Source organism: Lentisphaera marina (assembly GCF_028745505.1).
Taxonomy (GTDB): domain Bacteria; phylum Verrucomicrobiota; class Lentisphaeria; order Lentisphaerales; family Lentisphaeraceae; genus Lentisphaera; species Lentisphaera marina.
On record NZ_JAQZZL010000002.1, the window covers coordinates 1,731,203 to 1,750,211 of the forward strand.

Consider the following 19,009-nt stretch of genomic DNA (forward strand, 5'->3'; position numbering starts at 1 on the left):
TTTAATGCACACAAGTAGAAAAAAGAGTTTTACTAGGAAATCTGTAGTTATTTGCGGAGATCGCATTATATTCCCGCCTTTATAAATTTAATTAATCTGAGCAAATTTAATGATCGAAGATATCAACAAAATTGTTGCTGAATTCACCGAAAAAGTGAACGCTGAAGGCGACCTTCAAGCGCTTGAGCAAATCAAAGCTGCTTACATGGGAAAAAAGGGGCCGCTTACTGGCATTCTCAAGAACCTACGCAATTTAAGCCCTGAAGAAAAATCTGAAGTTGGTCAAGCTGCCAACAAAGCTAAAAATGCCATGCAGGAAGTCATGGAGAATCGACGCGAAGGAATTATTCGTGCCCAAATCGATGCCAAAGTTGCTAATGAATGGTTAGACTTTACTCTCGACGAAGAATCACAAGAAATTGGTGCACTTCACCCCGTTTCTCAAATGCAGTATGAAATTGAAGACATCTTCACTAGTCTTGGCTTTACAGTTCAAGATGGTCCTCACTGCGAATTGGATTTCTATAATTTCGAAGCTCTTAATATTCCAGAAGATCACCCTGCTCGCGATATGCAAGATACTTTTTACTTCGAGAATGGTGCCATCCTTAGAACACATACTTCTGCAATTCAAGTTCGCGCCATGGAACGCATCAAACCACCTTTTAAAATTTTGGGCCCAGGTAAAGTTTTTCGCGTAGAGCGTTTAGATGCTTCACATGAAGCGGCTTTCCACCAACTCGAAGGCATGGTTGTAGACGAAGATATTTCCGTTGCAAACTTGATTCATACCATGAAGACTTTGCTATCGGAGATCTTTCAAAAAGACATCAAAGTTCGTTTACGTCCTGGTTTTTTCCCTTTCGTTGAACCTGGTTTTGAACTTGATATCAATTGCCAAATTTGTAATGGTAAGGGTTGTTCAGTCTGTAAACAAACTGGTTGGCTTGAGCTTATGCCCTGTGGCATGGTTCACCCAAATGTATTGCGCTCTGGTGGTATTGACGCTGAAAAATACACTGGCTTTGCTTTTGGTCTCGGTCTCGACCGCCTCGTTATGATGCGCCACAAAATTGAAGATATTCGCCATTTGCATAGCGGTGATCTTCGTTTTTCTTCACAGTTTAAATAAGGAACCCAGAATATGAAACTTTCACTTAACTGGATTCAAGAATTCGTTGATTATAAACTCGAGCGTGGTGCCCAAGAACTCGGAGACTTCATTTCCTTATCTGTAGCAGAAGTCGAAGAAGTTGAACAAGTCGGCGTAGCACTTGCCCAAGTCAAAGCCATTAAGGTTTTATCTTGCGCGCCTCACCCTGAAGCTGATAGACTGCAACTCGCGACTATAGATACGGGTTCAGAAGAACGCACAATTGTTTGCGGTGCTAGCAATTGTCGCCCTGGTATAACTGTTCCTTTTGCTGACTTAGGTGCCAAGCTCCCGATCACTGACAAGGAAGGTAAGCCAGCTATCCTCGAAATCAAAAAAGCCAAGATCCGCGGTGTCGAAAGTACTGGTATGCTTTGTTCAGAAGCTGAATTAGGACTTGCCGATAGTGCCGAGGGCATTCTCGAAATGGATGATTCTATCCCAGCAGGTACTTACCTCAATACACTCGAACAATACCAAGGTATTGAAGATATTATTTTTGAAATTGATAATAAATCATTAACACACCGTCCTGACCTATGGGGCCACTATGGTTTCGCACGTGAATTCAGTGCCATGTTTGATTTAGATCTGAAAGCTTACCCCGGTGAAAATCTTGAGCTCAAAGATAATGGCTTTAGCCTTAAGATTGATGCCGATGATTGCCGTCGCTACTCATCTTTAAGAGTGAAGAATGTAAGCGTAAGTGATTCTCCACAATGGCTCCAAGATCGTTTGAATCAGTCCGGAATCAACACAATCAATAATATTGTTGACCTAACCAACTTTATTCTCTTAGAGCTTGGTCAGCCCATGCACGCTTTTGACATTGCTAAACTCAAAGGCCAAGACCTTATTGTTCGTCATGCACAAAATGGCGAATCATTCAAAGCCCTTGATGAAAACGACTATAGTTTGACTGAAGAAGATATGGTCATTGCCATTGGTGGCCAAGCCGAAGCTTTAGCAGGTGTAATTGGTGGTGATTCTAGCGCCATTGATGAAAGCTCAAATGAAATCCTCATTGAGTGTGCCTCTTTCAAGGCATCTGCTGTTCGCCGCTCAGCGACTCGCCATGGTATAAGAACTGATTCTTCTAGTCGCTTTGAAAAGTCTTTAGATCCAGAAAACACACCTTTAGCTCTTGCTCGTATTTGGCAACTTATCAAAGAGCTCTGTCCCGATGCCGAGTTAGTTGGTGGAATGGGTGACTTCTATACTCAAGCCTATCCCGAAGCTCAAATCGAAACGAGCTACGAGTTCATCGAAGAATCTCTTGGTTGCGAAGTCGGCAAAGATTTCATCCTCAACCGCTTAAATCGTCTAGGTTTTGATATTGAAGGTGATCTAAAACTTGGAATCCCCTCTTGGAGAAATACCAAAGACATTGCTATTCCCGAAGATATTGTGGAAGAAATTGGTAGACTCTATGGCTTCGACAACATTACTCCCGAAGCTTTGCATACCGAAGATAAAGTTCCACAAGTTAATCAAGCGAGAATCCTTGAACGCCGCCTGAAAGATATTCTTTCAAATGGTTACGGCTACACAGAAATCATGACGCACCCTTGGTGTGGCGATGATGAGCTCAAAGCTTTTGGACTGAGCTCCGAAGGTTTAATGACTCTTCAGAACCCTGTGAGTGAAGATGCCAAGTACATGAAGCCTAGCAACATGCCAAAAATCATCAAAGCGGTTTCTGAAAACCTTAAGCACTTCAACTCTGTGAAGCTATATGACTTCAACCGAGTTTATGATACTAGCCAGATGGTGCAAGAGCTTTTACCTAGCGAACGCTACCAATTTACCGGTGCTTTAGTTCCTAAATCTGCGGGTAAAAAAGATTTGCAGACAGAAGCTTTTTATGAATTGAAATCAACTATTGCCAATTTACTTCAAGTTGCTGGAATCAGCACATGGCAATTAAGCGATTATAAGGATGCTCCTGAATGGGTTCACCCAGGAATCTCCTGTCAATTCCGTCGCGGTCGCGTTGTTCTTGCTGAGATCTTTAAACTACACCCTGCTGTAGCTGCAAAGAATAAGATCAAATCCAATGCCTACCTCTTCTGCGTTAACTTCGATGAACTCGCTAAAAGTAAGCGTAAGCTTAAATATGAGCAAGTATCAAAGTTTCCAGCTGTCCCCTTCGACATCACTGTTCAAGCACCTAAGCAGGCTTTAGCGGGCGATATCCAAGGCCTTATTCGCAAAGGTGGAGGCAAGAGCCTTTTGGATGTAGAGGTTTTTTCAGTCTATGAACGTGAAGAGGATAAAACTGTCTCCTTCCGCATGCATTTTGCAGCTAAGGATCATACTCTGGTTCACGATGAGATTCACCAACTTCAGAAAAATGTTGTTGCAGCGATTCTCAAAGGTAAATATGAGATCCCAAATCTACCCGATGATCTGAAGTAAGACTTATCAAAAAGGCCGAGTTTAAAAACTCGGCCTTTTTATTGTGAGACTTGGTTCAAATGAACACAAGTCAATTTATTGAATCAATCCTTGGGATTTAGAAAACTCTAAATACGTGTACCGGTGCGGCACGATCAGAAATCTCAACGTAATTATTTGCACCTGTCCAATCGTAGACTTGGTCAGTCATGAGGTCATGCATATTATATTGGTGATGCTGGTCAAAGCCCAATTCATGAATCGGCATGTGCACCATTCCACTTTGTGTATGCAAAGGATCGAGACTGATAACAACAAGTAAAGTATTGCCTTCAACACGTTTTAAGAAGGCAATGAGCTTCTCATTATTCACATTGCAAAACTGCAGGTTATTTTGAACTTGTAAAGCCGGGTTTTCACGGCGGATCATATTCAGCTTTTTTACAAAAGGAGCAATACTTCCTGCATCTTCATAGTCTCTTACTTTGAGCTCATATTTTTCTGAATCCATGAGTTCATCGCGGGGGCCAACAGGAATGTTTTCACATAATTCATAGCCCGTATACATGCCATAAATTGGAGAAAGTGTCACAGCTAGAGCGTGACGAATTCTAAACATTTGTGCTGAAGAGAACTGCAGGTGCTTGGGGAGTATATCTGGGGTTGTTGCGAAAATATTGGCAGTCATGTATTCAACTGCTTCAGAATTGTGTAAGTAGTTGAAATACTCAGTTAACTCTTCCTTACTTTCTCTCCAAGTAAAGTAGCTGTAAGACTGAGTAAAACCATTCTTCGCTAATAATTCCATAAGGCGAGGACGAGTAAAGGCCTCAGACAAAAAGATCACATCTTCGTATTCTTTATGAACTTCGGCAATACACCAGTTCCAGAAGCTAATGGGTTTCGTATGAGGGTTATCTACCCTAAAGGTTCTTACGCCATGACTTGCCCAGAACAAGAATATATCGCGAATTTCTGCCCAAAGGTTTTTGCGATCTTCGCATTCAAAGTTAAGGGGATAAATATCTTCGTACTTCTTGGGGGGGTTTTCCGCATATTTAATTGAACCATCGGGACGGCGATAAAACCAATCGGGATGATCTTTTAAATAGGGGTGATCTGGAGAACAGTTTAAAGCAAAATCTAAGGCTATTTCGATATCTCTCTCAGCACAAGCTTTCACCAATTTGTCAAAATCATCTAAAGTACCAAGCTCTGGGTGAACGGCAAAGTGACCACCTGCTTCAGAACCAATGGCATAAGGACTTCCTGGTTCACCTGCTCCTGCTGTCAGGGAATTGTTCTTTCCTTTACGTTTTGAAAAACCGATGGGGTGAATGGGCGTAAAGTATAAGACATCGAAACCCAAATCATCGATGTAGGGCAACATTTTTTCTACGTCGCTAAAGGTGCCGTGAACACCTTCTTTTCCCGAACAAGAACGGGGAAAAACTTCGTACCAAGAAGCGAATTCTGCACGGCGTCTATCACAACGAACTGCATAAACTGAACTCGTAGCGGTATTGAAAGAATCTTTATCAGGCAATGAAGCTGCCAAATCTTTAAGTTCAGCTTCCATCATACGATAGAATTTAGAACTCATATCTTTTTGAGCTTCTAATTCTTTAATAATCGTTGCTAGCTGCTTTGCAGTTGTTTTATTGGCTCTTGATTGACAATCTTTTAGTAAAGCGACACCTTCGATCAACTCGGAACTTACGTCTTCACCTACATAAAATTTCTTTTCGACGCCATGAGCCCAGTGATCATAAAAGTCGGCGTATGCAAAAATCTTAAATTCATACAAACCCATTTTTTCTACTGTGAATGAACCCTCATATAAATCTAATCCAGCATTCATGCAGGTCATTGGAATACTCTGCCAACGCTTTTCAGCCTTATGCTTGAAATGAAGTTCTGCTGACAAACCATCATGACCTTGCTGAAGGATTTCAGCACTTACGTCAACTTTGTCACCCTGGCGTCGTTTAATTGGGTATATACCACCATCAACAGTCGGTTTTACATTTTGTATATAGACGTAGTGACTATTATAATCCGTTCTCAGTAGCTCTTGACTCATAGCTCCATCCTTCTCCTAAAATTCTATCCAATTTTTGTTCTATTACCTTAAGTTTACTTGGGAATAATTTCGCAAGCTGTAAGAGCTTAAGTCCACTTTCACGTGCGCGACTTTGAAGTTTACTTTTTAGGTAATTATTGATTAAGTTATAGCGGTTATGTGCGTAGTGATCAAAAACGATTGAACTCATGTCGCTGTCAGCTCCATTACTTACCGCTTCGGTAAATTGCAAAGCACATAAGGCGTAGCTTGCATAGAGCTCATCATTTTCACTACTCGGGTACATCTCTTCGTATAAATACCTTTGCTGGACAATGGGTAACTGAGGGATTTTATAAGTCTTGTTATAACTATCTTTGAATTCTATGTCATCCTCATCAACAGAGTACACGGTCAAGGGAATATCAGGTAAGTCACCACCTGGCAATGAAATCTGTTGCCCTTCAAGTAAATTGAGTCCTTTGATAAATTTGAGCTGAAATTCTTGCGCTTTACCGATTAGGTTTTCCAAATCATTCACTTCTTCTAAATAAGAGCCAAATAACTTAGTTTTTTGACCTGCAATAACTTCTAAAGCCGAATCATTTTTCCAAAGGTAGACTTCTTTAAAGCTCGTCATCAAAATTTTGTTCTTCGTCTCGAACCAGAGCTTATCGAGCATCAGAGCATCATTGAAAATTAATTGTGGAACTGCATTCTCTTCATCTTTCGTTAAAGTACTTTCCAATGTCTCAACTTCAGTCTTTTTAAGTTCCTGTAAAGTACGAGCATACAAGCCCTCTTTCAGACCTTCTTCTTTAGCTTTTTGTTTAACACTGCTAACTAAAAGAGCTTTCTCTCTTACCACACTTGTTAATTTTTCTGAATTTTTCTCTAACTCTAATTGAAGCGCCTGTTTCTCTTTCAATGCCACCGCATTTAAAACTGTTAGCATCTCCGCCCGCAAAGTCATTTCTCTCACATTGCCATCTTCCGGCAATTCCTGTAAAGCTTTCTCGAGTTCAAGTCTAGTACGATCTAACTGTAATTCGCCTTGCTTAATTCTATTGAGTAAATTTTCAGCTTCAACTTCATAAACTTTCTTTGAGGGACTCGAAAAAATGGAAACCATCAAGGCTGCCGACACAGCCGTTATGGCTACTAAGTTGGTCCAAAATACATTTGAAGTCGAATTCTGGCTATCACTCATCAATAATGCTTCTGCATCATGGTAATCATCATTTGCACTTAAGCTACGTATTTTTTTTCGTGGCAAAGAGTCTAAAGAATTAGCTTCTTTCTTTTTAGTTCCAACTTTGAGTTCGCCAATATCTTTACGACTGAAAGAAATTGTATGGATCCCAGGAACCAAACTCGGATCTTTACTTAAACTCTTACGTACTTTAATGAGTTCTTTCAGTAAGGCTTCGTGATCAATGAAGCGCTTCTCAGGAGACTTCTCCATCATCTTCGTGATCAGTTTGCGAACATCTAAAGGTAAATCGACACGACGATTATTGAAAATCACTGGATCTTGAATGTGCTGGCGAGCCAGTTCACTTACGTTTTCTGAATCAAAAGGAAGAACTCCTGTAACAGAATGATAGAGCACCACACCTAAACTGTAGATATCAGCACGACAATCCATGGGGTCTTTTAAAAACTGTTCTGGGTTCATATATGCCGGAGTTCCAGAAACTTCCTGAACATCCTGTAAATCTCTTTGCTGACGAGCCAAGCCCATATCAGTCAATTTAACCCAACCATCAGCCGTAATCATAATGTTATCAGGCTTAATATCGCGATGAATTAAGGAGTCTTTCTCCCATGCATAGTGCAGACCTTCGGTAACTTGCTGAACAATCCCCAGTGCATCACTCACATCAATTTTACCATTTTTCTCAAGGCGATCACCTAAAGTGTCTCCTTCAACGTATTCCATGGCTAGGTAAAGGTCACTTTCATCGACACCAAACGCAAAGACTTGCACTAAGTTGCCGTGAATCATTGATGCTACTGATTGCGCTTCACGCAAAAATTCTTGTCGGAATTTACTGTCCGCAGAATACCTACGCAAAAGTACTTTTAAAGCGATAGGACGATCTAAACTGATTTGGCGTGCCAAGAACACTGTTCCCATTCCACCGACACCAACGATTTTCTCGATTACAAAGTCTTGACCAATCACTCTTCCTGGATCATAAATTTTTCGCGGAACAACGATTTTCTTTGAACAAGTTGGACAATTTTTACTCGTACCTAATTCTAAGCTTTCAGCTTGATAGGTAGATTTACATAATACGCACTGAAATCTCATGTTATAGATTCTCCTGTGCGAATTCAATTAAGGTAGAAGCTATTTCATCTGCAAAAAGTAATCCTTGCTCACTTGCACGGATATAACTTTCTGTTTCTTCTAATAATCCTTGAGTCATTAATTTGTCCAATATCTCTTTACACTCAATTAAAACTTTAATACCGTATAATGAATGCAATAGCTCTTTTTGCCACCCCATTTTAGTACGGAATCCAAAAGCTAAGACCTCTACAGCACGCTCTTTTGGAGAGATTTCGTCAATTTCTGCTTTTTTACCTTTTAACCACGCGCTTAAGTCAGCTTTTTCCGTCCAACGCAAATAGCCATCAAATGATGCTGCCGCGGGCCCCACGCCTAGATATTTTGCCCCATGCCATATACCCAAATTGTGTCGACATTCTTCACCTGGTCGAGCGTAATTAGAAACCTCATAACGTTCCAAACCGGCTTCTTTTAAGAGCTCTTCGCATAAGTGGTACATTTCAACGGCTAGGTCATCATCTGTTTCTTTTATTCGTTTAGAAAGCTCAGAACCTTCTTCTAAAATCAAACTGTAAGCAGAAAAATGTTTCACCCCACGATTTAACACTTGTTGAACATCGTACTGCCAATCGGCTAAGCTTTGTCCTGGTACACCATAAATCAAATCCACATTAATCCTTTCGAAACCTAAATCTTGAGCCATATCAACAGCTCGGAAGAGTTCAAGGTCCCCCGTTCTACGCCCCAAAACTTTGCGAGTTTTACGAGAAGTTGATTGACCACCAAAACTCAAACGATTCACACCATAAGAGTACATGAGCTTTAACTTAGCCTCATCAATTGTGGCCGGATTGCATTCTATTGTGAATTCTCCTTGAGTATGAAACTCAGTCAATTTTTTCAATAAGGACTCTAGATCATCAAGCTTTAAGGCACTAGGAGTACCACCGCCAACAAAAATGGTTTTCAACTGACTTAGATTCTCTCTCGATCCATCTAAATCCTGAGCAATTTTAGCTAAGTAGTCTTTTCGTATTTTGGGGGAGTTTTCTACAAGGGAATAAAGCGTACAATAATCGCATATGTTCTTGCAGAAGGGGACGTGTATATAAAGTGAGTCAAACTCAACTATTGAAGACATCTTAGTTCGCTAATTTCTCACGATATAAATCTTCATCTTTAAAGATGATAACTCGCTCACCTTTGCGGCACAAACCAAATTTCTCTCGTGCTACACGCTCGATTGCAGAAGGCTTCACAGTTAAATCATGGAGCTCATCTCGATGTTTTTGAACATCCGATTCTAGTAAAAGAACCGCTCTCTCAGTTTTCTCTAAGTCAGTCTGTGTACGATTGTATTTAATATACTTGGGCACCATGACGTAAGTTCCACTCACCACTATGAGTAGAAAAAACAATACACCTGTGATTTTGGCAAATCCCACGTCTTTAGATCCAATTGACTATATTACATATAAAGATATTATAATTAACAATCATTTATTAACAACCCCCCACTTCTTACGATTTACGTAATATTATAAGAAAATCACTCAATGTTTAGCATTTTTATTAAAAACATGCTTTTGGCTCCCCTTTTTATTCTGGCCACTGGCTTAAATCTATTTTCCATTTTTCTCATCATCAAGGAAAAAAGTTTATCCTCATCCTCTATTTGGTTTTTGGCTGGTTGTATCGCTGGTTTTCTGACGTTCAAATTCATTTGTCGCTTCGAAGTTATCTATGTTTTTGGGCATGAAACAGCTCATTGGTTAGCAGCAAAGCTCTGTCGCAAAAAGACAGGAAAATTTAGTTTTGGCTTCAAATCAGGCTCGGTAGAAGTCGAAAAACCAAATACTTTCATTATGCTAGCCCCCTATTTCTTCCCAACTTTAACCGTAGCAATGCTACCTCTCTACTTCCTATTACCTTTGCTGAAGCACCAAGAACAAGCTGGGCTGATTTTTACTTTTTTAATTGGCAGTTCTTTTGCACATCACATCTATATGAATGCGCGTTTAATAATCAAAACCAAACAAAGTGACTTTGATAAACCTGGCCACTTCTTTTCTGCGACATTACTTACTTATATTAATACACTTATAGTTTTTGGTATTTTTGTTTTTTTCACCCCCTCATTCACTAACGTAGTTATATATTTCGATGCGATTACTTCGATTTATAAAGAAATCCTGATACTACTCAACTGACTAAAACCCATTTAATTAATACAATTTTAACAAGTAAATCTTTCTGTTCATTTCCACGGACTCATAAGTTAGTGGCAACAATGTAGGAAAGCCCCCAGTGAATTTTACTTTAACCTGTAAAAATTGTCTTTACCAAATGACTTTAGATTTATCGAATCTCATAGAGCAATATCCATGCTTAAATTGTCAAGAAGAAATACCAATCCGCGTAAGTAGCATGGGGGAAGGTGTTTCTCTTAACGAACAGCTCTCTACCCTATATGAGATAAACGATGATGGCTTTAGTAAACTATTTGTCTCCTATGACAAAACAGAAGGACAATTGTGCTTAACTAGAGTTTTCGATGAAACTTTCTTTAAGGCCGTCTGCTCACCTGAAGAAATAAAAGATATCATGGAAGCAAGTTCCAGTCTTCTGGGTGATACTCATCCAGCTATATTACATTCAGATTATTTCGAAAAATATCTCTACCAAGTCATGCCCTACATGAAACTTGAATCCATTGATCAAATCGTGGAGAATGACTACTTATGGAGCCCACTTCAAGGTTTGGATCTATGCCACGATATACTCGAATCTTTGGATAATGCTTATTCTGTAACTGGTTGTGGCCACTTCAATTTAAACCCACATAATATATTTATTAATAATGATGGCTCTGTAAAATTCATAGGTTTCACTTTAGCACCCCAACTTTTACAGGATCCTAGATTCATATCTTCGGATTTTAACATTTTTGATATCTACTATTCGAGTCCTGAACTAGTTCAGGGCTTACATTACCCAAAACAAAGTAGTGACTTATATTCTTTAGGTCATTGCTTATACTACATGATGACTGGCCTTACTCCTCATGGTGCTATTGAAGATAAAAGTGAACTAGTCTATGAAGATTTAAATCTACCCGATGACATCCTAGAGTCCTTAGACGAGGAATTTCTCCAAATCTTCAAAACGATGACAAATAAGGATCATAACCATCGTTATCAGTCATACCGTCAAACCATTAATGCCATTGAGCAGTACTATAATTCGATTGGTCATGTACAACTAAAACAAATGGAAGGGGAAAAAACGCTTCTATTTCAATCGCAACATTTTATTCAACACGTTCTACCCAATGTCCAGAAAAAGCCAAAATCTTTAACGATAAAGAGTAAATCTAATTACAATTCGGAAGTCATTCGTCAAAAGGTCTCTACACAGATACATTTACCGAAAGAGTTCAAAACAAAGATCACCCACGCGCATGCTTCAAATAAAAGACGACTACAACAAAGGCCTCATAGCCAGATGCTCAATAGATCTAAATCGGCAGGAAAAATTAAACAAAGTAGAAACCGCCTAAGCTTTGCCATCATCCTTATTGCCTTTATTGCCATTACTTTCTCTCTTCTAAACTCAGAGATCTTCAGTTCTAATACACCAAATAACACTCCAATTCCTGCTCGTGACAATGAAAAACCGAAGGCATCAATTCAAACGCCTCTTAAGCCTTTAAAAAGTCACAGCGAAAACACTATTGCCACTCCGGACATAGATTACCAATGGTATAAAAATGAACTTAAAAGTGATCACCCTAACTTCGATCAATTAAACTTAAGACTCATTGAAGATATCAAACTTGCATCGAGTGATGAGCTTAAGGAACTGATGCTTATCCAAGAAGCTAGCCATGAACAGTTATTCACTCAAAAAAACCGCATCCTCAATCAACTCAATGAACAAATTTTAGCTCTATTACAAGACCATCAAAAAGAAAAAGCCATCAACTTAATACGTAATTATTCTGCATATATAGCGCAACACACTAGTTCTGAGCGAGCTCATATGGTCCAACTCATTGAAGAACTTCCCGATGAAAAAGCATTCGACACTCCCAAAGACGAATTCGAACTCTTAGCTCTTCAGATTATGAATACTGACATTGACGGAGCTATCATTAGTGCTGTTAACATAGAAAACTCGTCCGAAAATAAAAATATCCAACGATTACGTCAACTATTATTAGAATCAAAAATAGCACAACTCTACAAAACTATTTTTAGCAATATTCTGAGTTCTGAAGAACCTGTAATTCCCGTACCATATCTTGGAAAAATCATCGATACTGAGTTCAATTCTTATAATTTAGAAAAGCAATATATTTCGGTGAAATCCTACATTAATAACAGAAATCTTAATTTAGAAATACCTTTTGATAAACTTAATAATCGTTTTTTAGCTACTTGGTTAAATCGCTCCGATAAAGATGAACAGGTATTTTTAAGGTTCATGTTCCTCCTCCATGTGGAAGACTACACAGGAGCCTTTCTTTATTTACATCCCTATCAAGGCCCCTTAGCGACATCCCTAAAACCTCTCTTTCAAAAAGTACTTAACTCTGAAATGACACAGGCTTATACGATCCTCTTTGAAAATTTCCACCAAAAATTTGGCTCAGAAATGGTTTCATCTAGTATGGATCCACATAACCAAATTGCTTTATATACTTTAATTACAGAGCTTCAAAATCAATACCAACTTATTGATTTCAGTTCAAGTCATAAGGAACTCATTACAAATTACCTTACTCAACTAGAAAATACACTACTCCCTCGCTCATCTAAAGAAATAATAGTCGGACACGATTCACAATATAAACTCCCGCGTTTAGCTCATGCCTTAAAAAACAAAAACACCACTATTCGTTTACTGCCTGGCATTTACACAGAACAAATACAAATCGATCAAGTAGGAACTACAATTATCGCTTGTAATGGTGTTCAAATTCACAGCGACATATCCGTCAACGCTTCATCATGCTCCCTAGAATATTTAAATCTAAACTCTGGAAGTATCACTCTAGCTAAAAACATAAACTCTGTCCAGATTAAAAATACCAATCTCATGAACGGCTCAATAGATATATCTGCTCATAATGAAAGTATCACCATAGATAATTGTATTTTAAATGGTATTTCTTTTGCTGATTCTGCGAAAAAAATCAATATACAAGATTCCTTGATTTTCCCTAATAAAGATTCCAAATCGAATGTATCTGGATCGCCGCAACGAACACAATTCCTCAACTGTATATTCACTGCTGACAACACACCCATTTTTAAGAACTTCAAAAAACAAAATGATATCAAATTTCGTTATTGCCTCTTTTCATCCGAGTATTTTCTAGCAATAAACGATCCCCAAAAATACACTACATTAACTGATCTTCGTCACTTATTCCCTCAATTTAATTTCTGCCTCCAAGACCAACTAACATTCGTCAATAGTGATGTAGGTGATTACCGCTTAAGCCCGCAATCCCCAGGCTACAAAAAAGGTTATAAAAAGTTTTCAATCGGTGTAAAAATGAATGATCATGGCTTTTTAACAAAAAACTTCAAAGAGTGAGCCTTTTGCAAAAGTCATAAAACAAGCTGAATAAAAGTAGAAACATGTTATCTCAATAGTTACCAAAACAAAAAGAGAAAAAACATGAATCTACCCGGCTTATGGGATACCATAGAAAAGTATTTATTTCCAGGCTTAGAAGAACTTTTAGGCGGAGAATTAACTAAGAAAGAGAAAGAGTTTGTTCGCATCTGCACAATAACTGAGCTTGATCAGTTCAGCCATGAATTTGAATGGTGTGGATTTGGGCGACCTCCGAAAGATCATTTTAATATAGTGAAAGCTTACATAGCCAAATCCGTTTATAACTTCGATACAACAAGATCTTTTATAGACTTTCTCAAATCAAGTACAAAGATACGTCGTTTATGTGGTTGGGAATTTGCAAAACAGCTTCCTCATGAAAGTACTTTTTCTAGAGTATTTGCAGAAATCACCGCCTCTCAGCTCTGCCAAAGAATCCATGAATTCTTAGTGGTAAAACATTGTGGAGACACCTTAGTACCGCACATTAGTAGAGATTCTTCAGCAATTGAAGCTAGAGAAAAAGTCATGTCTGAACCAGGGGCTGAGCCTAAAGCCCCTAAGAAACGAGGGCGGCCTAAAAAAGGTGAGATCCGAATTAAAGAAAAAACCGTAGTGGAAAAGCAGGTCGACCGGTCACTTGAAGAAAACTTAAAAGAGCTCCCAACGCACTGTAATAAAGGGACAAAGAAAAACAGTAATGGTTATAAAGTTTCATGGAAAGGCTACAAGCTTCACTTAGATTGTATTGATGGAGATATACCAGTCGCAGGCCTATTGAGTTCAGCGTCTTTACACGACAGCCAAGCGGCAATCCCTTTAGCACAGATTAGCGCACAACGCATAACTAATTTATATGATTTAATGGATGCAGCCTATGATTCACCTTCTATCCATAAATTCAGCCATCTTTTAGGACATAAATCTATTATTGATCACAATCCTAGAAAAACTGGGGAGAAAAAGATTTTTGACCCGCCTGAAAAAGAACGGTACAAACAGCGGTCATCTGTTGAAAGAGTCTTTTCGAACTTAAAAGACAACTATGGTGGTAGGATGATCAGAGTACGAGGACATGCAAAAGTCATGACTCATCTAATGTTTGGCATTATTGCAATAACAGCAAACCAACTCTTCAAGACTATTTAGCAACTAACATAAAACTATACGTCATGATCAACTTGCGTCCATTTTTGGCTTGTTTATACTCACATGTATCCAATTTCGAGATACATGTGAGCGAGATCTTAAGATTTATCCTGGATGAACTTTTTAATCACTCTAATTCAGGACTTTTGCAAAAGGATCGAGCTACATAATTAAAGATTCTTGTATATAAATGGAAACTGTTATAATTTAACTAAGTTTTAAAGCATTATATATTTTACATTTCGTCTTTTGAAGACACCTTCAACTTAAAAAAGTACCATTCATGAACTTCTCCCTCACCTGTTTAAGCTGCAACCGCAAAATCAACATGGACGCGAGCTCCTCTGTGGAAAGCCTGCGCTGTCCTCATTGTAATGACACCATACAGCTTCGTAGAGGTCGTATGCAAGTGGGTGATACAATAAAGTCTAGGTACAAGACTTTATATAAGGTATCTGATGATGGCTTCAGTGCTTACTTTGCTGCCTTAGACAAAAAGTCTGAAAAAATCAAACTACTCCGTGTATTTGACAAAACTCTAACTTTCTCTCTACAACAACCCGAAATCTTTGTTGAATTAGCACGAGACTTCAGTCCACACGGTGGCTACGGTCAATTGCCTATTCATGAATCAGGTATTTACGATGACTTTGTTTACCAAGTCATGCCTTTTACAAAAATAGAAAGCCTTGAGAAACTCGTTGATTCTGGTTACATCTGGGGACCTATTCAAGCACTTGATTTAATCTACGAGCTCTTACTATCGCTTGACGAGGCCTATATCGCCACAAAGATTGGTCATTTTTCTCTAACTCCACGAAATATATTCATTAATGAAAAAGGCGATATTCTCTATAACGATTTTGGCATAGCCACTCATTTGTTGCAGGATCAGCGTTTTGTTAAATCGCAAATGCAGGTCTTTGACATATACTATATCAGCCCAGAAATAACTTATAGTTCTAAATTCCCTAACGAGGCATGTGACGTTTACTCCCTAGGCATGCTTCTCTATTATTTGATCACTGGTATCACACCACACAGTACTCCCTCTGGAGAATTCAACCCATCAGAGCTAGTCATCCCCAAAAGAGTCGAAGTAGAGCTCGATGAAGATTTCTTGTTTATCCTTAAAAACATATCTAAACGTGAGCCTATTCAACGGATGAACTCATATCGTCAAGTATTAAAGATGATTGAAACTTATTATGAGAATATAGGGCATTCATACACTAAACAGATGTCTGGTGAAAAAACTGAAGTGTATGAAAAAAAAGATTTCTACAAACTTGTAGCTCCATACCTTAATGTAGCAAGCTCCGCTGCTTCTACCGCCTATAACATTAAACCATTATCTTCAGAAGCTATACAAGATAGGATCAAAACATCTGTGGACTTAGGCATCTCTAATGAAGTCCACCAAAAGTTGACCAATCCAAAACGAGTTAATAAAAAAAGAACTAACGCCGATATCAAAAAGACGACGCGTAATAAAAAACACAAGACTCCGCCAAGTGTTGCCCCTCCCACTACTCCGACGGCGCCCGAGAAACGTTCTAATCAACGCCCGATTCAGAACAAAAGACGAGCTCGTCAGCAAGTTAAGAAAGAGAGTCCAGTTGCCGCTATTATATGCTCTATTGTTTTTTTACTCGCGATTGTAGGTGGCGCTATATTTATATTCACTAAGCATTCGAATAAAGATCAACAATTACTTGCTGATATACCTCCCACACAAAAAGCAGAAACTAAAGAAGACATACCTACACCCGAAAATACTCCACTGGCAAATATTGAAGATACTGACTCCGCTATAGTCACTGATGAAACTGCCAAGGACCTACCTCTGACCACTCCTCTTGGAAGTATTGATCCACCTATCACCCCAGAGCCAGAAAAGCCAAAAACACTTAAATTAGAACGTTCATGGTATTTGGATGCATTAAAAGAAGCTGAACCCGATTTTACCGGCATTGACGAGAGGTTTAAAAGTGACCAAGAAAATGCTGCTGAAGGTCAAACCAACACCATCAATTTTATAAGTAATGAGATTAATGAAGCTAAATCCAATGCTGTTCGACGTATAATAATTGAATTACGCAGTGAAGTAAATACTTTGATGTTTAAAAAGCAGTACACGGATGCAATTAATCTCTACAAAAACTATGACGGCCCCTTAAAAGAAGAGAGTTTAGAATCTAGAAATAGCTTAATGAGTGACTTACAAACTATCATTCAAGACAAACTTGCTTCGGGTAGCGAGGAGAAGTATTCACCTATCTCTTTAGAGGAACTTAAAGACCACGAAATCACTGAACAAAAAGATTTTCTTGTCAGTGCTATTTTCAAACTCGATACAATTATGATAGATGAATATATTCAAAAACTATCCAACTTAGAAAATATTGATAAAATCAAAAAGAATATTGAACTAATAAATACAGATGAATTAGAGAGCAATATTTTAAATAACATCGCACTTTCTAACAATGAAAAATTCGAGCTTACAATTAATGGTAAATCCTTAAGCGCAAAAGTTTTAAGCTGTGATTTAGATGAAAAAACAATCCAAGTACTCAGCTCATTTCAAGGAAAGACCTTGAAACAAAGTGTTAAAATAAAAAGCTTCAATTTAGAAGACCAAGTAAAGCACCTAAAATTTTCTTCTGATAATCAAACTTACTTTAGCCGATTCATTTACTGCCTAATGAACAATAATAAGCTAAAAGCTGCTGAGCAAATAAGTGTGTACACTGGTCCTCTAGCTCCAGAATTAGTTCTCAAGATCAACAAAGAAATTGACCTACAAGTAGAAAGTAAGTCCATGGCGATTTTGAAAGTTTTTAATATCATTAATGAAGATGATGTCACCGCCAATAAACTCTCCGAAAATGATGCTATTTCATTAAAAACCTTACTAAATGCCCTAATCAATGATTTTAAAAACACAACTTACATACAAGACCCTGAGTGTGTTATAAACCTCGTGAATTTAAAATTGAACAATTTTATAAAAACTGATTATCAAAAAGACATTTTTGTAGGTCCAAGTTCTCAAGATAAATACCCCCACTTAAAAACTATCACAATGACTAAAAATACTATTCGTTTATTGCCTGGAAATTATAACGACAGCATAATTGTCAAAGGGAAAAAAGTTAAATTCATTGGTTCACAGGCAGTAAAAATACACAACTCCATAATTGTTAGTGGCAGTGATATTATTCTTAGCCAACTCAACTTTCAAGATGGAGAAATTAACATCGATAGTGATAGCGATAATATCTTGATCGACAACTGTTTTCTAGATAATGGCGGAATCAACTCATCAGGTAAATCATCAGATATCATTATCCGCAACTCTTTCCTACGTTTCGTTAAATCAAGTTTATCCACTCAAAAAATCCAGATCCTCCATTCGACAATTTGCTCGAGAGAAAAAGATTCAAGCCCTCTTCTCATCAACTTAAACAAGTCATTAATTAACGACTCTATATTGCACGCGGGTAAAAACCCAATCCTATCCTCATCAGCAAAAGAAGCTTCAGTCAAACTAAAAAATTCTTTACTTTCAAACTCCGGCCCTCTTGCCATCGTGAAGAACTTACAAATTTATTCTTTAGAAGAGCTTGATGATAATGTTTCCGATTTGAAGGATAGCCTAAAAGACAACGTCAGCTTTAAAGACCCGAAAGCTAAGGACTATCGTATTAAAGATTTCTCCCCCGGTTTTAATGCTGCAAGTGATAAAAAGTCAATGGGTGCCACCTTCAGTGAGTCTTTACACTTAAGAGGCGACTTACGCTAAAGTTTTATACGAAAAAATCGTCATTCCCCCATTTAGTTTTCTTTAGTTGTAAGATTAGTTTTTTATCATTTATAATGAGTTCTACCACCACCACACTAAAGCCGACAACTTTTAACATATTCTAAACCTGCATTACCTAGAATATCTATTGTCAGGGCTCACGAGTAATTCCGCTAGAATTTAGCTTGCTCCGTCAGGGGCATGAAAATGGTTTGGAAATTAATCTAGGGCCCAAAAATGGGTCCGACACTCTATGTCAGGTTCACATAAGAGCTCACTTGTGAGAGTGTCGGACTCACAAGTGAGCCCTTTATAATTACTACGAACATTGTACATGTACCTCACGGTGCATGTTACAATCTGTGGGGCTTTCAGCCCTCGCCCCTACGGCTAAATAATTTCTATCTAATAGCCTCATCCGCCCGTGCGGCAGCACAAAAAAAAGCACTGAATAATAAATTATTCAGTGCTCTAAAAATGTTCCGGACTTAGCCATATTGCTATAGGATAGCA

At 38.3% G+C, this 19,009-nt stretch carries 10 protein-coding genes; 6 read left to right on the forward strand and 4 right to left on the reverse strand.

The window, feature by feature from the left end:
* Positions 1 to 109: 109 nt before the first annotated feature.
* Together pheS and pheT are read left to right on the forward strand one after the other, a co-directional pair.
* Entirely contained in the window at positions 110 to 1,132 is a 1,023-nt protein-coding gene (gene pheS, locus PQO01_RS18000) for a phenylalanine--tRNA ligase subunit alpha (protein WP_274315567.1), read from the forward strand.
* Between the two features lie 12 nt (positions 1,133 to 1,144).
* Complete coding sequence (gene pheT / locus PQO01_RS18005; RefSeq protein WP_274315570.1) at positions 1,145 to 3,571, forward strand: phenylalanine--tRNA ligase subunit beta; 2,427 nt, start codon at positions 1,145 to 1,147, stop codon at positions 3,569 to 3,571.
* Between the two features lie 97 nt (positions 3,572 to 3,668).
* On the opposite strand, the gene PQO01_RS18010 is transcribed toward pheT, so the two are convergent.
* The 4 genes from PQO01_RS18010 to PQO01_RS18025 are packed head-to-tail and all read right to left on the reverse strand — an operon-like array spanning position 3,669 to position 9,356.
* Entirely contained in the window at positions 3,669 to 5,633 is a 1,965-nt protein-coding gene (locus PQO01_RS18010) for an alpha-1,4-glucan--maltose-1-phosphate maltosyltransferase (RefSeq protein WP_274315571.1), read from the reverse strand.
* A complete protein-coding gene (locus PQO01_RS18015; protein ID WP_274315573.1) occupies positions 5,602 to 7,929 on the reverse strand; it encodes a serine/threonine protein kinase in 2,328 nt (775 codons plus the stop codon). The genes PQO01_RS18010 and PQO01_RS18015 overlap by 32 nt, the downstream gene beginning before the upstream one ends.
* 1 nt (position 7,930) lies before the next feature.
* Positions 7,931 to 9,052, reverse strand: a complete 1,122-nt coding sequence (gene hemW / locus PQO01_RS18020; protein ID WP_274315575.1) for a radical SAM family heme chaperone HemW — start codon at positions 9,050 to 9,052, stop codon at positions 7,931 to 7,933.
* Between the two features lies 1 nt (position 9,053).
* Positions 9,054 to 9,356, reverse strand: a complete 303-nt coding sequence (locus tag PQO01_RS18025; RefSeq protein WP_274315576.1) for an FtsB family cell division protein — start codon at positions 9,354 to 9,356, stop codon at positions 9,054 to 9,056.
* A gap of 111 nt (positions 9,357 to 9,467) precedes the next feature.
* Here PQO01_RS18025 and PQO01_RS18030 point away from each other — a divergent pair, with 111 nt between their 5' ends.
* From PQO01_RS18030 to PQO01_RS18045, 4 genes are all read left to right on the forward strand, one after another.
* Positions 9,468 to 10,121 carry a hypothetical protein gene (locus PQO01_RS18030; protein WP_274315577.1) on the forward strand — a complete coding sequence of 218 codons (654 nt, stop codon included), beginning with the start codon at positions 9,468 to 9,470 and terminating at the stop codon, positions 10,119 to 10,121.
* Between the two features lie 97 nt (positions 10,122 to 10,218).
* Entirely contained in the window at positions 10,219 to 13,515 is a 3,297-nt protein-coding gene (locus PQO01_RS18035; protein ID WP_274315579.1) for a protein kinase domain-containing protein, read from the forward strand.
* Between the two features lie 84 nt (positions 13,516 to 13,599).
* Positions 13,600 to 14,688 (forward strand): transposase, encoded by a 1,089-nt coding sequence (locus PQO01_RS18040; RefSeq protein WP_274312032.1) that lies wholly within the window; start codon positions 13,600 to 13,602, stop codon positions 14,686 to 14,688.
* 283 nt (positions 14,689 to 14,971) lie between these two features.
* Positions 14,972 to 18,496: a protein kinase domain-containing protein gene (locus PQO01_RS18045; protein ID WP_274315580.1), complete on the forward strand. Its 3,525-nt coding sequence runs from the start codon at positions 14,972 to 14,974 to the stop codon at positions 18,494 to 18,496.
* Positions 18,497 to 19,009: the final 513 nt, after the last annotated feature.

Coding starts and splice junctions, on each gene's coding strand:
- hemW (WP_274315575.1), bottom strand. CDS start 9,052: ATGTCTTCAATAGTTGAGTTTGACTCACTTTATATACACGTCCCCTTC.
- PQO01_RS18015 (WP_274315573.1), bottom strand. CDS start 7,929: ATGAGATTTCAGTGCGTATTATGTAAATCTACCTATCAAGCTGAAAGC.
- PQO01_RS18040 (WP_274312032.1), top strand. CDS start 13,600: ATGAATCTACCCGGCTTATGGGATACCATAGAAAAGTATTTATTTCCA.
- PQO01_RS18030 (WP_274315577.1), top strand. CDS start 9,468: ATGTTTAGCATTTTTATTAAAAACATGCTTTTGGCTCCCCTTTTTATT.
- PQO01_RS18045 (WP_274315580.1), top strand. CDS start 14,972: ATGAACTTCTCCCTCACCTGTTTAAGCTGCAACCGCAAAATCAACATG.
- pheS (WP_274315567.1), top strand. CDS start 110: ATGATCGAAGATATCAACAAAATTGTTGCTGAATTCACCGAAAAAGTG.
- pheT (WP_274315570.1), top strand. CDS start 1,145: ATGAAACTTTCACTTAACTGGATTCAAGAATTCGTTGATTATAAACTC.
- PQO01_RS18010 (WP_274315571.1), bottom strand. CDS start 5,633: ATGAGTCAAGAGCTACTGAGAACGGATTATAATAGTCACTACGTCTAT.